This is a genomic window from Polaromonas sp. UBA4122, from assembly GCA_002381615.1.
GTDB lineage: Bacteria > Pseudomonadota > Gammaproteobacteria > Burkholderiales > Burkholderiaceae_C > Polaromonas.
This window is the reverse complement of the sequence record DFWY01000005.1, coordinates 1-18,569: the sequence shown is the minus strand read 5'-3', so window position 1 is coordinate 18,569 and position 18,569 is coordinate 1. Positions and strand designations below refer to the sequence as shown.

Below are 18,569 nucleotides of genomic sequence, written 5' to 3'. Positions count from 1 at the left end.
ACGGCTTGCGCGGCATGCCCCCGCCGCAGCGCCTGTTGGAGTCCTGCCCCCGCTTGCTGGTAGGCGGCCAGGTCCTGCGCGCTGTTGGTGAGCAGATAGCGCCGCTGCAAGGACTCTGCAGTTTCGAACTCGGAGACGACCCGCTCCAGAAGAACGGCCGTTTCATGTGTCTGGGTTTCCTGCTGCACTTTGCTGATCAGCAAATTGATAGTGCTGTATGACGTGGCGATACTCAGGACAATCAGGCTCAGCCCCATGCACAAGGCAAGGTTGATGCTTGGACGAAAGGCTAGCTTCATGTTGGTCAATCTCGTCATTTAACCGAGTGCGGCAAGGCAAGCGATCAGGAAAACAGCACAAACCATGCTTGGTCCGCTTATGCGGATGCGCCCAGATGCACGGTCCTCGCGCAGGGCCTGTGAATTATTGCAAGCCTACAACGGTGCGCATCGCCTGGAGCAAGGAATCTATTTCGACCGGCTTTGTGACATAGCCGTCAGCGCCCCCCGCCAGCCCCTTGAGAACGGCTTCCCGGGATGCCTTGGCAGTCAGCATGATGACGGGCACGTCCTTGAGTGCCGGATCGGAACGGATTCTGAGCAGGATATCAAAACCATCCGCATCGGGAAGCATCACATCGAGAAGCACCAGATCAGGAATCGGTTTTTTGCGAAACTCCGCCACGATCTCGGCGCGGGAGCCGGCCACCCGCACATCAAACCCCTCAAACGTCAGGTAGTGGCTCAGGAATTTGGCCAGCTGCGGCTCATCGTCAACGATGATGGCCGACAAGCGCTCGCCCGCCGCACGCACGCGAGGCGAACCCCGTTTCCTCGCAATACGGACATAGTAGTGCGCGGTCTTCAGTGACTCAGCGCACCTATCGGCTTCAGCGCCGGATTCAGTCAGCGCCAATGGGCTGAACCGGAATTGCAGCGATGCAGCGAAAGGGTCCGGCTGGACAACTGCCGCAAGTCCCTTGCCGACCAGCATCTCAAGGGTTTTGTCGAAGGTAGCGACAGCGGCCGCGCTCATGCCCTGCTGAATCTGGACCAGCGTCAAAACGCCGTTAAGGCGCACCAGCAATTCGACCTCGGGTGGCGAAATCGTGGTGGCCGAACCGCGCAGCTCTTGTTCGCCTTTGGGCGTAACCGCATAAACATCGTTGTAGTGCATAGCGTAGCGCCTGTCGTGGATAAGGGGAGTGACATGCGCCTGGGCGCTGTCAAATTCTAGTGCTTACTGTATACCTGCTGGCTGCGATGGCCCCGACGCCGCAACGGTCACCGCTGAATGGCCAGCGGCGGCAGGCCATCAACAATTTCGCGCTGCCAGCCTTGATGGAGGGCTGGCTCAGGCGCCTTGAAACCCATCCCGCGCGAGCGCCCGGGCCACTGGCCGACGGATTCAGAACGGTGCGCGGGCACGCTACATCACTTTGCCAACGCTGCCCGCATCGCGTCGATCACCACCCGGTAGTCCGGTTTACCAAAAATGGCGCTGCCAGCCACAAAAGTGTCCGCCCCTGCCGAGGCCACGCGCGCAATGTTGTCGATTTTGATACCGCCGTCGACTTCGAGGCGAATGTCCCGGCCCGACGCATCAATGCGTTTTCGTGCCTGCTCAATCTTGCGTAGCGCCGAATCGATAAAGCCCTGCCCGCCAAATCCCGGGTTGACGCTCATGACCAGAATCAGGTCGATGTCGTCGATGACCCAGTCCAGCACCTCCAGGGACGAGGCCGGGTTGAACACCAGCCCGGCCTTGCAGCCCTTTGCCTTGATGGCCTGCACGCTACGATGCACATGGCCGGAAGCTTCTGGGTGAAAACTGATCAGGTCGGCACCGGCATCGGCAAACGCGGCAGCCAGCGCATCGACCGGCTGCACCATCAAGTGCACATCCATCGGCACCGCCGAGGCATCGGCTTTTTTGGCATACGGTTTGAGCGCCTGGCAAATCATGGGCCCAAAAGTCAGGTTGGGCACGTAATGGTTGTCCATCACGTCAAAGTGGATCCAGTCAGCGCCAGACGCAATGACGGCTTTGAGTTCGTCGCCCAGGCGGGCAAAGTCGGCGGACAAAATGGACGGGGCAATCCGGTAGGCAGGCGGCGTGGTTTTGCTCATGCGCAAGATTGTCGCAGCAAGCGACTGTAAGGTCATGTTGCAGCGTCCGGGTAGCGATGAGCTGGGCGGTTAACATGCAAACCCACTGCTTTTTCCTGTCATGCCTAAATACCAATTTTCCTGCGAAGTTACCCCACACTACCTGCCTGACCAGTCAGCGCCGGAAGATTCGGTCTATGGGTTTTCCTACACCGTCACGGTCACCAACACTGGCGAGGTGCCCGCCCAGCTGATTTCCCGCCATTGGATCATCAGCGACGCCAACGGCCACACCGAAGAGGTCAAGGGACTGGGTGTGGTGGGTCATCAGCCACTGCTCAAACCTGGTGAATCGTTCCAGTACACCAGCGGCTCCCGCCTGCGCACCGCCAGCGGCACCATGCATGGCAGTTATTTTTTCGTAGCCGAAGATGGTGAGCGCTTTGAGGTGCCGATCCCAATGTTTATGCTGGAGGCGAACCATGGCAGCAGCCCGCCCAGCCGCGTGTTGCATTGACCCTATTGCGTTAAACCTGGAAACGGCAGTTGACCGCTTACTTCAACACAGCAGGCCGCATGAATATTGATACATGAAAAAGCACGTTCTCGCAGAGCGCTGGATTATTGGCCCGGTCCGGTGTCGGCCTTTTCTTACATGATGGCTGTCTTGATGCATGTAAACTTACCCGACATCGTTTTTTTCTCTGACTGCCCCCGGCGTTCACCGCCGGTCTTGGTGCCATAACGGCCAGCCAACCCAATGCGCACCATGCCCCATCAACCGGCCTGGCTGCAAAAGTCCCAACCCATAGTGTGGAGACCACCCCGTATGAATGAAATCCTGGCCATCTGGGCTGAATGGATCAAGCCATCGGCCGGATTGCCTACCGTGCAATGGTCGATTTTGCTGGCACTGGCCGCGGCGGCGGGCCATCTCGTCAACCGCTACACCGGCCTGCCCAAGGTCATCGGCTATTCCGTGGTCGGCGCCTTTGCGGGTCTGGCCGGATTTACCGGCGCGGTCTGGCCCTTGCAGGGTATCGGGCTCTTTTTGCTGGAGCTGGGCGTGGCCGTGGTGCTGTTTGAGGCGGGCGGCCGCATCCCCTTGCGCTGGTTTCGCCACAATCCCATGGTGCTGGTGCAAAGTCTGGCGGAATCCACGCTGACTTTCATTCTGGTTCACTGGGTGCTGGGCCGGATGGGGGTACGCGAGGTGGTCGCCGAATCACTCGCCCTGCTGGCCATGGCCGCTTCGCCCGCCGTGCTGTCACGCGTGGTCATGGACACGCGGGCCGCCGGCCCGGTGACGGAACGCGCGATGGTGCTGTCCACCCTCAGCACCTTGTATGCCCTCACCCTTTGCAGCGCCCGTGCCGGCATGATGCCCCGGGGCGAGGCGGGCCTCTCGAGTACGCTCTACCCGGTACTCGTGGTCCTCGGCTTGTCGGTGGTGGTGGGCGCGGTGCTGGCCCTCACGCTGCGCACCGCGCTGCGCGTCATGAGCCCGACCAGCGAGAACACCGCCATCCTGCTGCTCGCACTGATCGCTGCGGGTGCTGCGCTGGCAGCCAACTTTGGCGGCTCGGCACCGCTGGCGGCGCTGCTGGGGGGCATGCTGCTCAAACAGCTCAACCCACGCCCCTGGTCCTGGCCCCGGCAAATGGGCACGGCGTCGTCCATGCTTACCATGCTGATGTTTGTTCTGGTGTCCGTGGTGGCCGCGCAGGCCGATTGGAGCCGACCCGTGGCCGGCCTGGTCTTGGCGCTGATCATTGGCCGGATGCTGGCCAAGATTGTGGGCGTTGCGCTCGGCAATGTCGGCAGCGGTGCGAGCTGGAAGCAGGCCTTGTGGGTCGGCTGCGCCATGTCGCCCATGTCGTCGGTGGCGCTGCTGCTGGTGTCACAGTATGCGGCCGCTTCCGGACCACTCGGGCGCCAGATCGCAAGCGTGGCTTTGCCCGCCATTTTGCTGATGGAGGTGCTGGGCGCGGTGTTGGCCACCGTAGCCATTTACCGCGCCGGTGAAAGCTCAAAACCCTGGGCGCCACTGACGCGCGGCCCCTCAACAGGACCCGTCCATGAGCCTTGAGCCCTTCCAGAAATCTGCCGCCCTGTCACTGGGTGTGGAGCTTGAGCTGCAGCTCGTGAACACGCACGACTACGACCTTGCCCCCTACGCCGAAGACATGCTTCGCCTGATGAAAAAAATACCGCTGCCCGGCGCCGTGGTGCCGGAAATGACGTCAAGCATGATTGAAATTTCCACCGGCGTTTGTCAGTCGTCGTCGGAGGTGCTGGGCCAGCTCTCGCAAATCCGCGATGCGCTGGTAAAAAGCGCCGACATGCTCAATATTGCCGTGGTCGGCGGCGGCACCCACCCCTTCCAGCAGTGGCACGAGCGCCGCATTTATGACAAGCCGCGTTTTCGCGAGCTGTCCGAGCTCTACGGTTATCTCTCCAAGCAGTTCACCATTTTTGGCCAGCACGTGCATGTGGGCTGCCCGGACGCCGACAGTGCGCTGCTCACGCTGCACCGCATGTCACGCTATATCCCGCACTTCATCGCCTTGTCGGCCTCATCGCCTTATGTGCAGGGCCAGGACACGGCGTTTGACTCGGCGCGGCTCAACTCGGTGTTCGCCTTTCCGCTGTCGGGCCGCGCCCCGTTTGCGTTGACCTGGGATGACTTCACGGTGTACTTCAACAAGATGACCCACACCGGCGTGGTCAAGAGCATGAAGGATTTCTACTGGGACATCCGGCCCAAGCCGGAATTTGGCACCATCGAGATCCGTGTGTTTGACACGCCGCTCACCGTGGAGCGCGCCGCCGCGCTGTCCGGGTACGTGCAGTCGCTGGCGTCATGGTTCATGAACGAGCAGCCCTTCATGCCGACCGAAGACGACTACCTGGTCTATACCTACAACCGTTTCCAGGCCTGCCGCTTCGGGCTGGATGCGGTCTATGTGGACCCGGCCACCGGCAGCCATATGCCGCTGCGCGAGCACATTCTTATGACCATGAGCCAGATCCAGCGGCACGCCGCTAGCGTCGGCGCCAGCGCATCCATCTATCAGCTGCGCAGCAGCGTGGACCGCGGCTACAACGACGCACGCTGGCTGCGCGAAAAGCAGGGCGAAGAACGCCTGCTGGCTGAAGTCATCCGGCAGGCGGCCGAGCGCTTTCGCGGTGGGGTAACGCACGCGCAGCAGCCCTGAGCCACCCGGGCCGGGCCGACCGACCCCGGCACTGCCTGTATGCTTGGCGCCATGGGTGAATTTGACTTGATTGCGCGCTATTTCACACGCCCCACGGCGCGGGCCGCGCTGGGCGTGGGTGACGACTGCGCACTGCTGCAGCCCGCGCCCGGAACGCAACTGGCCATCTCCAGCGACATGCTGGTGGAAGGCCGGCACTTTTTCCCTGACGTGGACCCTTTCACGCTCGGCCACAAAGCGCTGGCGGTGAACCTGAGCGACCTGGCCGCCTGCGGCGCCACACCGCTGGCTTTCACGCTGGCCCTGGCCTTGCCTGAAGCCGATGAGGCCTGGCTGGCACCTTTCTCGCGCGGCCTTTTCGCGCTGGCCGACGCCCACGGCTGCGAACTCGTAGGCGGCGACACCACGCAAGGGCCGCGCAATATCTGCATCACGGTGTTTGGCGAAGTGCCCGTCATCAACGGCAAGAGCCAGGCACTGCTGCGCTCGGGCGCCAAGGCGGACGACGATGTGTACGTGAGCGGCACGCTGGGCGATGCCCGGCTGGCGCTGGATGCTCTGCGCGGTACGGTCAAGTTGCCCGCTGAGGTGCTCGCACAGGCCAGATGCCGACTAGAGCAACCCATACCGCGCGTCGCGCTGGGCCAGGCGCTGCGCAGCGTGGCCTCTGCGGCAATTGATGTGAGCGACGGCTTGCTCGGCGACCTGCAGCACATCCTGCAGGCTTCCGGCGTGGGCGCCACAATCAACACTTCAAATGCTATTAATTTAATAGCTGCCTGCACCCGTCCCGATTGGACTAATGGCATTATTTCCTTTGAAAAACAGCTGGAATACGTGATGGCCGGCGGTGACGATTACGAGTTGCTTTTCACCGCGCCCGCCTCCGCTCGTGAGGCCGTGCAGGCCGCCTCACGCCAAGCCCACACGACCGTCACCCGCATCGGCCGCATAGACCACGAACCCGGTATGCGGCTGATTGATGACCACGGAAACCGCGCACATGCCCTGCCCAGCCGATTCTCTTCGTTTGACCACTTTGCCTGAGTCGATAGTGTGGGGTTACACCGCATACGGCATTCGGTTGCCTGGCGACTGTTGCGGGCGCCCTCTATCTAGGTATATTTTGACTTGCATCAACTGCCCGAAACCCCATGAAAGTACACTTCTTTGGAGGTCTCTGACAAGACCGGCACTGATGGAGCTCGCGCAGAATTGAAACCACCTGAAATAGCAACCTATCCGCCGCGGCAAGTGGATATTGATCGGCTTTCTTGCGCTTACAGGCTCTGGCCTCTCGCGCTACTGAATTCCCTGGTGTTCATCCTCTTATGGTGCGAACGTCGGCGGTTATTCAAAACCTTCCCAAACAAAGGAGTTCGGCATGACGCCGGAGCAAACCGGCATCGCGCTGTCGCTCATTCTGCTGCGTGGCATGGATTCAGATGAATGAATGAATGAATGAATGAATGAATAAATGAATGAATGAACACACGCACAATGATGCTGCGGCCACCAGGTGTCGTTTGTGAAAACCCTGAGGCTCGGCGTCAAGGAGGGCGCCAAGGCTGATATTAATGCCGTCAAGCTGACGTGACCCCCGCCATTCCGCTTGAAACGGGTCTGGTTTTCAGACCCGGGAATAAACAAGATCGTCCGGTGGGGCGATCTTGTTTGAGAGACTTTGTAAAATTAACAGTTCTTGGAATTTTCTATGGGGCAATGACGCTGTTGCGCAGGGCTTGCAGGAAGTGGCTTTGAATATTTTTCTCGTGTCAAATTATTGGAGATTTTTTTATGGAAACAAGCACGTCCACGTCAATTACATCGGGAATATTTGAGCAGCGAGAACAGAAGCGGCGCTCACTTTTTTCGCACACCTGGAAAGAATTTATTCCCAAGGTTTTTGAAGATGTTCCCCAATACTATCGTTCTGGGAATATTGTGGCGAGCCTTGGCTTGTGGGAATTGTGGGTGTGGCAATTCATCAACACGATCAAACTGCGCCCGGGCTACAAGACGCTCGACGTGTGTGCCGGCACCAATGACGTGGGCATCAGGCTGCTGCAAAAGCAAGCCGACATTTCCGTGACCGCGATTGATCGCAGCAAGGAAATGCAGGCAGAAGGGCAGCGCCGCGCCGCAAAATACAACGTCAAGATCAAGAGCCTCGTTCAGGATGTCCATACGCTCCCGTTCCCCGACAACTCCTTTGATGTGATCACGCTGCAGGCCGCCTCGCGCCATCTGCAATTGGACAAGGTCCTGCCCGAGATCCTGCGTGTTCTGAAACCGGGCGGGCATTTCTATCACTGTGACATGCTCAAACCGAGCACGCCCATGGTTGAATGGTTTTATCTTCGCTTCCTGCGCATGTCGGTTGCCTGGACGGCATTGGTCTTTCGTTCTACCGAAGCCTCGCGCAACTGTGGCGAGTATTTCAAGGATGCCATCGAACATTTTTATACGCCGAATGAATTGTCCGAGGTGTTCCGGTTGGTCGGCTTTGCCAACGTGACCTGCAGGACGAGCATCTGGGGCGGGATGGTCGGGTTTCACGATTCGCAAAAGGCCGGGTAAGCGCTGCATTGCAAAATCACCATTGGCCATCGGGCGCAGCCGCGCAGCAGGAGCCGCCCATGACCGATATATCTTTGTCGACAGAGCCCCCCCGCGCGGCCATACACCGACCCACTGCAAAGTTTTTACTGGCGCACCCCGCGCATTTCATCGCACTGGGTTTTGGCTCGGGCCTCAGCCCGGTGGCGCCCGGAACCGCCGGCACGCTCTGGGCCTGGCTGGCGTTTCTGGTGCTGCAGCGCTGGCTGTCGCCTGCCGAGATGGGCTGGCTGATCGCAGCGTCCGTGCTGGTGGGCTGGTGGGCTTGCACCGTGACAGCCCGAAACATGCAGGTAGCAGACCCCGGCAGCATTGTCTGGGACGAAGTGGCGGCGTTCTGGTTGGTGCTGTGGCTGGTGACGCCTGCTGGCTTTTGGGGGCAACTGGTGGCGTTTGGGCTGTTCAGGTTTTTTGACGCCGCCAAACCCGGACCGGTGGGCTGGGCTGACGAAGCCTTCAAGGGCTTCAGCTGGCGCGGCGGCTTTGGCATTTTGTTTGACGATATCGTGGCGGCGTTTTGCACCCTGCTGGTGATCGCCCTCTGGAGATTCTGGTGAACAGCGAGTTGCTATCAAAAGAAGAGCTTCCTGTACCCGTGCTTATTGGGCAAATAGCCGATTTTCTTCATAAAAAACAATGGATGATGGCCACTGCGGAAAGCTGCACCGGCGGCCTGATCTCGGCGGCCTGCACCGACCTGGCGGGCTCCAGCGCGTGGTTTGAGCGCGGCTTTGTCACCTACTCCAACGCCGCCAAAACGGAACTGCTGGGCGTCGATGCTGCGCTGATTGAGCGCTGCAGCGCGGTCAGCGAAGAGGTCGCGCGGGCCATGGTGCAAGGGGCTGTTCGCCACTCCAGCGCCCAGGTGGCTGTGGCGGTCACCGGCGTGGCAGGACCCACCGGCGGCAGCGCAGCCAAACCCGTGGGCACCGTGTGCTTTGGCTGGGCCACGCCCGCCGGCATCGTCAGTGAGACACACCGCTTCGAAGGCGACCGGCGCCAGGTGCGTCAGGCCACGGTGCGCCATGCCTTGCAAGGGCTGGTGGCCTTGCTGAAGTAGGCGCGCGGCTACAGGCTCTGGTCGTTATCGGCTGCCGGCGCTGCCTGAGCGCCTCACACCCGACGCAGAACTTTTAATCAAATCAGGCTGCTATACCTCTGTCATTTGCTCGATCATGCGCTCCAGCCAATCGTGCGGCGGCGCGGGCTCAGTGCTATCAGCGCTAAGGGCTTGCAGGGTCCAGCCGCCCGCATCCCCACCTGCACTCGCCTGCACCTGAACCGGCGCGTCCCACCACAATAGCCAGGCCAGCCACGCCGTTTCGGCGGCCTGGGGCATCTCGCCCGGCGCGGCGTCCAGCAAGGCCGTCAAGGGCGCGGCTGAAGACAGGCGCACGCCCGGACCTTGAGCCTGCGCACCGAGCGCCTGCGCCAACAGTGCAAAGGCGCGCTCGGGCGTGCGGTCCTCGCCAAACTCGGCCTGCCAGCGTCCCAAGCCCTGGGCAATGGCGATGCCGCGTTGCGCCTCGGCTTGCAAGAGGCCGGCATGGTCCCACTGATGCCAGGGCGTGGCGGGCACGCTGCAGCCCGCCGCCAGCGCGGCGCGCGCATAGCGGTGCATGGCGGCGCTGCTGTCGCCGCGCACGAAACCCGCGCCCAGCATGGCAAGGCTGGCCAGGCGGCTGCCCAGCAATTGCTGCTGCTGCACCAGCAGCTTCTCGCGCACCAGATGGTCACGCTCGTTGCGCAGCTCGGCCAGCTCCAGCGCATTCCTGAGATCGGCGTGCAGGCTGCCCAGCTCCCACGGCTTGGTGATGTAGCGGTAGATTTCGCCGCTGTTGATGGCCTCGATCGCCTCGCCGATTTCGGAGTAGGCGGTGGTGAGCATGCGCACAATGCGCGGATGAAATTCGCGCGCGAAGCGCAGCAGTTCGTTGCCATGCGCGCCCGGCATGCGCTGGTCGGACACCAGCACCGCAATCTCGCCGCCACGCTCGCGCAGAACGGCCTTGCCTTGCTCGACCGACGAAGCGGTGATCACAGGCGCCAGGGGGCTGACCAGGCGCTCAAAGTATTTGAGCGCCATGGGTTCGTCGTCAACGAAAAGAATTTTGTTCGGACTCATGGTTCAGCTTTCCAGGTTTGCATCAGGTTTGAATAGCAGTGTGACGCTGGTGCCGCGCCCCAGTTCGGAGCGGACCTCGATGAGCCCACCCATGGACTGCACCACGCGCCGGCAAAACAGCAGTCCCATGCCGCTGCCGCCTTGCGCGGCGCGCGTGGTCACAGGCTCGCGCGTCAGCCGCTCGAGAATCCCGGGCGCGATGCCCGGCCCATTGTCGGTGAAACGTATGGCCGCTTGCGGCGCGCCGTCTTGCGCGCTCGCGCTGCGTTCCAGCGTGATGTGCAAGCTGGATTGCGGCCCACCGCGCAGCGCGAGCAGCGCGTTCTTGGTCAGGCTACACAGCACAAGGTAGAGCAGGTCGCGCTGTCCGGGCAGCTCAAAATCGGCACGCAGATCGGCGCTCACCCAAGCGCGCTCGTCGTCCTCAAAGGGGTACTCGTCCAACAGCGCCTTCACAAGGCGGCTCGCCCGCAGCGGCGCCGGCGCGGCACCGGGGTAGGCGTCACGCGCCGACTGCACAAAGGTGGCCACTAGCGACAGCGCGTACAGCGCCCGGCGCTCAGCCGCCTCGATCATCGTGAGCGTGTCGCCGGGGCGATTTTCGGCAATCTGCGCAACGCCAGGCGGCGCGTCCGAGCCAGGGGTGCGATGGCGATCTTTGAGCGCCTCCATGTAGCCGAGCACCGTCGCCAGCGGGGTGTTCAACTCGTGCGCGAGAAAGCCCAGCGTCTCGCGCATCGCGGCCGCCCGGCCTTCAACGAGGGAATGCTCGCGCTCGCGCTCGCGGTAGGTTTCCAGGGCTTCGCGAAGCGCCTCGCGCACCTGCGTATCGTCAAATGGTTTTTCCAGAATCCGCTGCACCCGACCCTGGTTGATCGCTGCGATGGCCACGTCTTTTTCGGCATAGGCCGTGGCCAGTAGCCGCACCACATGCCGGTGTTCGCGCTGAGCCGCGCACAGCAAGGCCAGGCCGTCGCGGCCTGGCATACGGTAGTCGGTCACCAACACCGCGATAGCCGAGCCGCGCTCGCGCAGCGTTTGCAGCGCCTCGTCAACGCCGCCCGCTGTAAGAATGGAAAATTCATCAGAAAACAGGCGGGCGAACCACTTGCACGTTTGGGGCTCGTCGTCAACAAACAGGATCGCGCAGGCGTCCTGGGAAACTGGGGGCAGTGGCATGGCAGTCGTCATCGTTCAGGGCTGAGGCGTCGCAAGGTCAAAGGAAAATTCGGTCCACGCGCCGAACTCGCTGGTGACCGACAGCAGGCCCCCATGGCGCTGGATGATGCCATAGCTCACGCTCAAGCCCAGGCCCAGACCGGCGCCCACATCGCGGGTGGTAAAGAAGGGCTCAAGCACGCGGCCGATGTTCTCGGGCGCAATGCCGGTGCCGTTGTCGCGCACCGCCAGCCAGAGTCGGCCGCCGCGGTGTTCGCCGCGCAGGGAGATGCGCGGCTGCTCACGCCCGGCGCGATGCAAGGCCTGCGCGGCATTGCTCAGCAGGTTGATCAGCACGCCAATGATGGCCGGCTCATCGCCCATCACATGCGTGTCTTGCGGCAGCGCAAGGTCCACCTCGATACCCTTGAGGTCAAAACTGGTCAGGCGCAACGCTGACTGAATGGCTTTTTCGAGCAGAAACATACGCTGGCTGTCCACGCCGGGCTTTTGGTAGGCAAAGGTTTTGAGGTCGGACACAATATTTTGCACGCGCTGCATGCCCTCGTGCGCGTCGGTCAGGCTCTCCTTGAGTTCGGCGCTTTGCGCGGCGGCCGGATCCGTCAAGGCCATGTTGATCGCCATCAGGCTGTAGTTCACCGGGTTGTTGACCTCATGCAGCAGGCCCGCCGACAAAGTGCCCAAGGCCGCCATTTTTTCACGCTGGATGAGCTGGCCTTTGACTTCGGCGAGGGCGGTGTTGGTCTTTTGCAGGGCGTCATTTTGCGCCGCCACCTGCTCTTGCAGCGAGAACATGCGCATGCGGCCCAGCTCGGTGAAATAGGCGGCCCCCGCTGAAATGACTGCCGCAAACGATAAGAACAAGAGGTTGGACATGAATTGCCCTGAGTCCTGGATTCCACCTGGATGAAAATAACAGGCCAGTGAGTACACAATATCAGTAAACAAACCGTACCCCAAACCCTCGAGGTGATTTACCGGGATGATCATGCTCCCGCCAAAAAAGGCGAGTTGCAGCCCTACGAAGTAGATGGAGGCCGAGCCATCGGTCACCGCGATCATCCAGCCGATCATCATCTGCGGCAGCGCGAGCCATAGAAAGGTCAGTGAACGCACATGCGGCTGGCCTCGCTTGCTAAGGATAGCCAGCAAAATCAGCAGTGTCAGCCCTGCTATCAGCAGGCGGGCGGCAAAGAATTCCTTCAGATGGCCTGGATACATGCCGTAATCCAGGCCCACGCCCAGGAGCACCAACGAGATCGAAAACAGGCAGCCCGTCTTGCTGTGGGCAATGCGTAGATCGTGCAGCGCCTGGTTGTAGCGGAGCAGAGTCTGGCGGCGGCTCATGGGCAAGGGGGTAGTCGCTCAGGGCCGCGTCGGGACGCGAAACTCGGCGAATACATTCACGCCCGTGACATCGGTGTAGATGCGGGTGACCTCACGCGGCGAAGGCAACACGGACTCGATCATGCGCTCGTCGCGGTAGATCAAATGCCATTCCAGGACATGCTCCATCACACCCGTCTGCGGGTTGCTCGAATGCACGTTGGTCACGAGAATGCTCCCACCTTCGCGGCTGCGTTGCACAAAATATTGCAACAGCCGTGCGCAAACCTTGTCCGACAGGTAGTCAAACAAGCCCGCACAGTAGACAAAATCGAAAAGCTCACCGTCCGCTGCCGCGTCGGGGCGCACCGCGCGCTTGAGTAAATCGTGTACCGACTCATGCACGAATTGAACATCCACGGTCTTGCCCTTCGCGCGAGCAGCGCTATCCATGCAAGCTCGCGTGTACGCCAAAGTTTCCTCACTGAAATCCACCAAGGTGAACGACAGACGCTCGGGATCCGGATATGTCTCGATGAATCGCTGAATCTCCACCGCTGGCCCGCAACCGACATTCAGGATGCGCACCTTCCGCTGCTCCCGCTCAGCCAACTCGGCGGCCCGGTGGAGAAAGTCCACCAGAATGTTGATGCGGTTGCGGTGCGCCTCCGCCACGGCAGCCTGAAGAAACTGCGCATTGACGACCTGGAAATAGGTGCTGGTTCCCTGCTGCGGATCTCCGAGTAACTGGTTGACCATCTCGTAGTCGCCGGCGTAACCGAGAGGTTTGGCGAAAGTCCGGTAAACAAAGGGGGCACGCAGCAGCAAGGGGTGCAACGCCGCTTGCACAAAGCTGCGGTGAGCCGCAGCATCCTCTGCAGGCACAGACCTAGTCTCGTCCTCTATCCAGGCAAAGTACTCCGCCCCCTTCGCCATAATCGGCGTAGCCAAGTCAAGAAACACATCCGAGCGGATGCGCCCATCCTCGCCAAGTGGCAGGACACCACTCATGTCAGCCTGATCTGCCCATCGTGAGGTTTCTGACAGAAAGGCTCTTGCTTCGCTCACAGCCACCTGATAACTGCGGCCGATGCAAAAGCGGCTTTGCCAGTCGTCGACGAAGCGTAGCGCCTCGTCAGACACGCGCGACAAGTCACCTCGCACGACATTCAGGTCAGACCATTCGTCGACCAGCGCCACCGATACCACCGCCATCAGCCCGGTATTGAGCAGGCTGGTCACCACCGCCTTGCCCTTGTAAATACTCCGCTCGCCAGACCGTATAGTGAGATCGCTGAGTACCTCGCTGACCTGGACAATCGAGTATGGGTTATAGATTTCGATTACCAGCGAGCGGCGCTGGACGTTGGTCAGCGTACCGCGAACGGCTTCACCCTGGCTGTTACGAAAAGTGATGACGGGATCAATAGGGCGAATGGGATGCACGGTGTCAGGCGTCCTTAAAGAGAGCAAAGGCCGGGGGCGCAACAAGGGGTAATTTGTCACGCAGCGTAGATTGTGACATTGAAGGCCACGCCACAAATTCATCGCGCGAGGCAAGGCCCACTGCGCGTCCATCAGCAGCGGCTACTGCTGCGCTGGCGTATGCTCGGACCCGCCACCAGAACCCACCACAGACAGGGGAGGGAAACCCGCATAAATCCAGAGAGCCACTGGTTTGACGGCTTTGAATCGCGCCGTTTCAAAGTCAATGGCGCGTCCATCCATGCCAGGTTTTCACAGGTGACGCTTGGCGAGCCGCAGCGCCCTGCCCTGCTGTTGCTACACGGCTTTCCACAATCTCATGTGATCTGGCACTGGGTGGCGGAGCGCCTGAGCCAAAGCTACTTTCTGGTCATACCCGACCTGCGCGGCTACGGGGATTCCTCCAAAACACCCGGCCTGCCCGACCACAGCAATTACAGCAAGCGCAACATGACCCACGACATGGTGGCTGTGATGGATGCGCTGGGCATCGACCATTTCTTCCTGTGCGGCCATGACCGCGGTGGCCGTGTGGCGCACAGGCTGGACATGTACAACGCCACCGACATGGCCTTTGCCCGCGCCTACTACCACTGGTTCCACCTGATCCAGCCCGCCCCCCTGCCCGAAACCATGATTGGTGGCAATGCGCTGGCCTACCTGCATGCCAAGCTCGGCGGCTGGGGCTCCAGTGGTTTGGGCTATATCGAAGCAGCAGCGCTGGCTGAATACGAACGCTGCTTCTGCACGCCCGAGGCGATTCACAGCGCCTGCGAAGACTACCGCGCCAGCGCCGGCATCGACCTCGATCATGACCGGGAAAGCCGCGCCCAACAGGCTCACGATGGCGGCAAGATCGCCTGCGACACGCTGGTGCTGTGGGGCGAGCGCGGTGTGGTGAACAAGCTGTTCAAGCCGCTCGCGGCTCTGGCAGGTGCAGTGCGCGGGCCAAGTAACGGGTCAGGCCCTGCCCGCCGGTCATTTCATTCCGGAAGAATTGCCGCAGCCAACCGCCGCAGCACTGCTTGATTTTTTCGGACAAGACAAAGAACCATTCTGGCCCGCACTCATCCGGCTGGTTTGTGACCGAAGCGGTCCGTCACGATTTCGTCTCGAATAACCGAAAAGCAGCGTTGAACTGGGGTTCAACCGGGGAATTGGAGCTTACGGCCAGCAGGCCTCAAAATGCATAAAAAGGGCCCGTTCCAAGCGCTGATGCCTGCCCCTCGATGCCAATAAACACCCGGCGCCCGTAAAAGAAGGGCAAGCCCCAATCAAAAGTATGCGCGTCACCGATGGGCCCGGACAAAGCCGGAAGAACCGCCTTGGTGGCATCCGCAAACAGCGCCAACGCGTTGTCAATTGAAAACGAAACCGGAATACTCACCGCATTGGCGCCTACCAGCGTTGCCGACAAAATGATGAGTGAGCTTGGACAATAAAAACCGGCGCTACCGCCCCCCCCGCAGGTCGGTATCGTGCCGGAATCAAAATAAAGGCCATTGGATCCGGTGTCGATGACGCTGGTGTTCAGGGTTTGACCGGCAAGCAAAGTGGTGATGTCGCCCGAAGAGCTTGTCGTCAGAACACCACCGGACGTGATTTGGTTGTTCGCTTGCGTGCCGATGCCAAAAATCAGCGATCCGCTCAGGCTGGACGCGCCAGCCGAACTGACGGCGGGCAAGTCGATCAACACGCCGTTGTTGTCTGCCGCAAACAAGGGAACCGGATTCTTCACCTGTTGGGCAATACTTGCCTTCGCACCGGTGGTGGTCGTGCAGCTAGCGGTGGTGCATGTGTAATAAAAACCGTTGTTGGTAATGTTGGTGCAATTTGCCCCACAGTCTTCCTTGAGCAATCCAAGCCCAATAATGCCGTTCGCACCTAGTGTGGCCGCTGTATTCATTAAGGTGCCTGTCGAACATGCCGCTGCCAGACTGCCAAACGCCGGGTCCGCGATGATTTGAATCGGCACACTGGCTGCTGTCTTGCCGCCCAGCACAATATCGGCCGTCGCCACCGGGCCCCAGGTGAAAGTGTTGTCGACGAACTGCGCACAATTGAGCAAAGGTAAACCACTGGTGGCTGTCTGCCGATTCAGATTCAAGGTGGATGCCATCGCGCTAGACAAAAGCCGCAAACCCATCGAGCCGGTATCCACCAGCACATGGTCAATGGTCTGGCATTGGGTGCTGCTGCCCGGGTGGCAGATGGTGACATCCGTGTACAAGCGGTTGACGTTGTAGCCGGTGCCAGCGGGGCCCGCGTCTACAGTGACACTGAGCGCATTGCTCACCGCAGGCGGAATGGGCAGACTATTTAGTGTGGGCGTGCCCGGTACGCTATTCAGTGCAGGCGTTGATCCGCCACCGCCACCGCCGCAAGCCGTGACCAAAGTCACAAGCAGAGCCGCCGAGACAGCGCGACTCAAAAAATTATTGAAGCACATCTTTGATATTGACACCAGCCGGGATCAGGTCAGGCGCATAAGCGTGTCCAAAAAAGTTTCGCATGCGCCCGTTGGACCTGACGACCAGTCCGTTGCGTTCAATGTTCACTGGTGAACCACGCCTGCCCGTCATGCGGGCCTGGTCAGTTTCGGCTTTGAAGGTATTGAAATAGTCACCCAGCAATGCGCTCAGGTCCGGCAATACAGGCCCGCGCCACGCCACGGCGAAAACCTGCCCCGCAGGCGTTGCATATTCCCGAACGATTGTCCCATTTTCAAGCTGAACCTCGTGAAGCGTGTAAAGACTGGACCGCGCGGTTGGCGTGGCTGCAAGCATTCTTGCGCCCGCCACCGGGGTCGAAGGTGAAGCCACCGGGGGCGTTGAGGGTGCTTGTCCAAGAGTAGCCACCGCCTCACCCGCGCTGGCCGCCAGCACTATGCCGAGTAGCAGCACTCGAACACTATCGGTACAGAAATTCAGGTCAATCATTTGTCATCCATCACCGGCCGCCCTGGCGATGCAGGAACACCGTGACGGCGACGATGGTGATTATGCGTCAACATCAGCGCCGCCACGGCGTAAGCCCTTCATCGTAAATCGAACACGCCGGAAACAAGAACGAACCCATTGGTTGCCGTCTCCTTGGTCCCGGCCATGGTGCTCCTTGCGTCCTTACGGCGCGGGTTGTGTGACAGCGTTCATTTGGAGAGTGACCGCAGTTTGTGCCAACAGTCTGCCGTTCGCCGATGCGCCAGTATTCACGGCGACCAGCGTTTTACCCAGCACGACGCCCTCAAAGTGAGCGGTCGTGCCAAGGGTCACAGCGTCAGCAACCTGCCAGAAGATGTTCTTGGCCTGTGCGCCGCCAGCCAGCGTCACCCGCGTACCGTTGGCCTGATTCAGGGTTCCCGCCACCTGGAAGATCCAGACATCGTTCGGACCACCCTTGAGCGTGACATCCGTTGATATTTTAAGAGGGGTGCCCCATTTGTAGAGGCCAGGAGCGAGGGTCAGCCCACCCACCTCACCAGCGCCCAGCTCGGTGAAATCGGGCGATACGCGTCCCTCAGCGTCGAGGTACGCGGTTTCCATGTCGAGCACCGCCGCGGTCAGGGTAGTGGCATCATTGATCGCGCAGGGAAGAGGACCCGCCGCATCGACGACGTAAACTTTCCCCGTCACTTCGCCACACGTGAGGAGCAGAGCAGCACCGGTGATGGGGCTCGTTCCAACATCCCCAACAATCGCAGATGCATAAACGTCGGTGATCCCGGTTTTGCTCAGAATCGTGAAAGTACCGGCTGATCTAAGGTTGACCGGCGCCGGGCCAACGCCTCCTACAGACGCCAATTTGTAGGCGCTTGGGCCTGTAGCTGTAGGCCCACCATCTCCTCCGCCGCCGCATCCGGCCAGTAAAGCGGCCAGCAACGAGGCCATAAACAAGGGCAGAACGCTGGAATTTCTCTTGAATTGACTCATTTTATTCTCCTATTAATTTGATCAAAAAAAGATTCTCAATGTGATCGACCGACCCACTGTCGGCTCAAAGACAAACGGTGCTGCACAATCGCTTTCGCGCGGTGCATCACAGTTACAAGAATTACACTTCGCCGCAAGATGGACTGTGCGCTGGCACACGTTGCGCAGAACGGTTACCACACTTACCTACACATACATTTAGACATGGCGAACCACGTCGAACGCCGCCGGACCGCACCGTACGAGGGGTTTCTGTCGCATCAAGTCCAGAGCGACGGCTCTGCTGAGGGTTATTATTGAGACTTCCGTAATTCATGACATCACCACAACGTAGCCTGTTTCCAACAAGCGGCAATGATCGAGGGACGCTTTTGAGCGCTCTTGAGTTTGCTGCGCGCGGTGACATGCAGTTCGCTCAGATCGTTGGGACAGTAGTTGGCCATGGCGTGGCGTTTGAGCCAAGCCCACAGGTACTCGACGGGATTTATGTCTGGTGCGTAGGGCGGCAGGAATGCAATTTGGATGTGTCCGCCCAAGCTGTCCAGGTACTCGCGTACAAAGCGACTGCGGTGTGCTTTGA

General features: G+C 60.4%; 18 protein-coding genes and 1 pseudogene. 8 read left to right on the top strand and 11 right to left on the bottom strand.

The genetic code is table 11. The annotated features are described in order from the left end of the window. The 3 genes from B3F77_RS00925 to rpe form a co-directional block, all read right to left on the bottom strand. Positions 1–299: CHASE3 domain-containing protein (locus B3F77_RS00925; RefSeq protein ID WP_293603140.1), on the bottom strand; the 299-nt coding region annotated here is incomplete at its 3' end. Positions 300–423: 124 nt separating this feature from the next. Then, complete coding sequence (locus B3F77_RS00920; protein ID WP_293603139.1) at positions 424–1,176, bottom strand: response regulator; 753 nt, start codon at positions 1,174–1,176, stop codon at positions 424–426. A gap of 257 nt (positions 1,177–1,433) precedes the next feature. Beyond that, positions 1,434–2,129, bottom strand: coding sequence for a ribulose-phosphate 3-epimerase (gene rpe, locus B3F77_RS00915; RefSeq protein WP_293603138.1), 696 nt, complete (start codon positions 2,127–2,129; stop codon positions 1,434–1,436). Between the two features lie 100 nt (positions 2,130–2,229). Between rpe and apaG the strand changes: the two genes are divergently transcribed. From apaG to B3F77_RS00880, 7 genes are all read left to right on the top strand, one after another. Then, complete coding sequence (gene apaG, locus B3F77_RS00910; RefSeq protein WP_293603137.1) at positions 2,230–2,625, top strand: Co2+/Mg2+ efflux protein ApaG; 396 nt, start codon at positions 2,230–2,232, stop codon at positions 2,623–2,625. 312 nt (positions 2,626–2,937) lie between these two features. Further along, complete coding sequence (locus B3F77_RS00905) at positions 2,938–4,197, top strand: cation:proton antiporter (RefSeq protein WP_293603136.1); 1,260 nt, start codon at positions 2,938–2,940, stop codon at positions 4,195–4,197. Next, positions 4,187–5,326 carry a YbdK family carboxylate-amine ligase gene (locus tag B3F77_RS00900; RefSeq protein ID WP_293603135.1) on the top strand — a complete coding sequence of 380 codons (1,140 nt, stop codon included), beginning with the start codon at positions 4,187–4,189 and terminating at the stop codon, positions 5,324–5,326. The genes B3F77_RS00905 and B3F77_RS00900 overlap by 11 nt, the downstream gene beginning before the upstream one ends. 51 nt (positions 5,327–5,377) lie before the next feature. Beyond that, positions 5,378–6,373: a thiamine-phosphate kinase gene (gene thiL / locus B3F77_RS00895; protein ID WP_293603134.1), complete on the top strand. Its 996-nt coding sequence runs from the start codon at positions 5,378–5,380 to the stop codon at positions 6,371–6,373. A gap of 750 nt (positions 6,374–7,123) precedes the next feature. Beyond that, positions 7,124–7,906, top strand: coding sequence for a class I SAM-dependent methyltransferase (locus tag B3F77_RS00890; RefSeq protein WP_293603133.1), 783 nt, complete (start codon positions 7,124–7,126; stop codon positions 7,904–7,906). 59 nt (positions 7,907–7,965) lie between these two features. Next, positions 7,966–8,502 carry a phosphatidylglycerophosphatase A family protein gene (locus B3F77_RS00885; protein WP_293603132.1) on the top strand — a complete coding sequence of 179 codons (537 nt, stop codon included), beginning with the start codon at positions 7,966–7,968 and terminating at the stop codon, positions 8,500–8,502. A 38-nt stretch (positions 8,503–8,540) separates the two neighbouring features. Beyond that, positions 8,541–9,005, top strand: coding sequence for a CinA family protein (locus B3F77_RS00880; protein WP_293603155.1), 465 nt, complete (start codon positions 8,541–8,543; stop codon positions 9,003–9,005). Positions 9,006–9,095: 90 nt separating this feature from the next. Here the strand turns inward: B3F77_RS00880 and B3F77_RS00875 are convergent, their stop codons facing one another. Genes B3F77_RS00875 through B3F77_RS00860 form a run of 4 tightly spaced genes read right to left on the bottom strand, consistent with a single transcriptional unit; the run spans position 9,096 to position 14,021 of the window. Continuing rightward, the gene (locus B3F77_RS00875; RefSeq protein WP_293603131.1) at positions 9,096–10,070 is read right to left on the bottom strand and encodes a response regulator; all 975 of its coding nucleotides are present in this window, start codon (positions 10,068–10,070) and stop codon (positions 9,096–9,098) included. A 3-nt stretch (positions 10,071–10,073) separates the two neighbouring features. Continuing rightward, on the bottom strand, positions 10,074–11,249 hold the full coding sequence (locus tag B3F77_RS00870) for a hybrid sensor histidine kinase/response regulator (protein WP_293603130.1): 1,176 nt from the start codon (positions 11,247–11,249) through the stop codon (positions 10,074–10,076). Positions 11,250–11,264: 15 nt separating this feature from the next. Further along, a complete protein-coding gene (locus B3F77_RS00865; protein WP_293603129.1) occupies positions 11,265–12,596 on the bottom strand; it encodes a sensor histidine kinase in 1,332 nt (443 codons plus the stop codon). 18 nt (positions 12,597–12,614) lie between these two features. Further along, complete coding sequence (locus B3F77_RS00860; protein ID WP_414702932.1) at positions 12,615–14,021, bottom strand: class I SAM-dependent methyltransferase; 1,407 nt, start codon at positions 14,019–14,021, stop codon at positions 12,615–12,617. A 210-nt stretch (positions 14,022–14,231) separates the two neighbouring features. Between B3F77_RS00860 and B3F77_RS00855 the strand changes: the two are divergent. Then, a pseudogene (locus B3F77_RS00855) lies at positions 14,232–15,096 on the top strand (alpha/beta fold hydrolase); the annotation flags it as partial. 144 nt (positions 15,097–15,240) lie between these two features. On the opposite strand, the gene B3F77_RS00850 reads toward B3F77_RS00855, so the two are convergent. The 4 genes from B3F77_RS00850 to B3F77_RS00835 form a co-directional block, all read right to left on the bottom strand. Beyond that, complete coding sequence (locus B3F77_RS00850) at positions 15,241–16,491, bottom strand: DUF3443 domain-containing protein (RefSeq protein ID WP_293603128.1); 1,251 nt, start codon at positions 16,489–16,491, stop codon at positions 15,241–15,243. Between the two features lie 4 nt (positions 16,492–16,495). Further along, a complete protein-coding gene (locus tag B3F77_RS00845) occupies positions 16,496–16,999 on the bottom strand; it encodes a DUF2844 domain-containing protein (RefSeq protein WP_293603127.1) in 504 nt (167 codons plus the stop codon). A gap of 183 nt (positions 17,000–17,182) precedes the next feature. Continuing rightward, on the bottom strand, positions 17,183–17,989 hold the full coding sequence (locus B3F77_RS00840) for an ice-binding family protein (RefSeq protein ID WP_293603126.1): 807 nt from the start codon (positions 17,987–17,989) through the stop codon (positions 17,183–17,185). 320 nt (positions 17,990–18,309) lie between these two features. Then, a partial coding sequence (locus B3F77_RS00835; protein ID WP_293603125.1) for a transposase occupies positions 18,310–18,569 on the bottom strand: 260 nt, incomplete at its 5' end.

What these genes read in the sequence shown, in the direction of transcription:
- B3F77_RS00920 (WP_293603139.1), bottom strand. Translation starts at nt 1,176, where the DNA reads ATGCACTACAACGATGTTTATGCGGTTACGCCCAAAGGCGAACAAGAG.
- rpe (WP_293603138.1), bottom strand. Translation starts at nt 2,129, where the DNA reads ATGAGCAAAACCACGCCGCCTGCCTACCGGATTGCCCCGTCCATTTTG.
- apaG (WP_293603137.1), top strand. Translation starts at nt 2,230, where the DNA reads ATGCCTAAATACCAATTTTCCTGCGAAGTTACCCCACACTACCTGCCT.
- B3F77_RS00905 (WP_293603136.1), top strand. Translation starts at nt 2,938, where the DNA reads ATGAATGAAATCCTGGCCATCTGGGCTGAATGGATCAAGCCATCGGCC.
- B3F77_RS00900 (WP_293603135.1), top strand. Translation starts at nt 4,187, where the DNA reads ATGAGCCTTGAGCCCTTCCAGAAATCTGCCGCCCTGTCACTGGGTGTG.
- thiL (WP_293603134.1), top strand. Translation starts at nt 5,378, where the DNA reads ATGGGTGAATTTGACTTGATTGCGCGCTATTTCACACGCCCCACGGCG.
- B3F77_RS00890 (WP_293603133.1), top strand. Translation starts at nt 7,124, where the DNA reads ATGGAAACAAGCACGTCCACGTCAATTACATCGGGAATATTTGAGCAG.
- B3F77_RS00885 (WP_293603132.1), top strand. Translation starts at nt 7,966, where the DNA reads ATGACCGATATATCTTTGTCGACAGAGCCCCCCCGCGCGGCCATACAC.
- B3F77_RS00875 (WP_293603131.1), bottom strand. Translation starts at nt 10,070, where the DNA reads ATGAGTCCGAACAAAATTCTTTTCGTTGACGACGAACCCATGGCGCTC.
- B3F77_RS00870 (WP_293603130.1), bottom strand. Translation starts at nt 11,249, where the DNA reads ATGCCACTGCCCCCAGTTTCCCAGGACGCCTGCGCGATCCTGTTTGTT.
- B3F77_RS00865 (WP_293603129.1), bottom strand. Translation starts at nt 12,596, where the DNA reads ATGAGCCGCCGCCAGACTCTGCTCCGCTACAACCAGGCGCTGCACGAT.
- B3F77_RS00845 (WP_293603127.1), bottom strand. Translation starts at nt 16,999, where the DNA reads ATGATTGACCTGAATTTCTGTACCGATAGTGTTCGAGTGCTGCTACTC.
- B3F77_RS00840 (WP_293603126.1), bottom strand. Translation starts at nt 17,989, where the DNA reads ATGAGTCAATTCAAGAGAAATTCCAGCGTTCTGCCCTTGTTTATGGCC.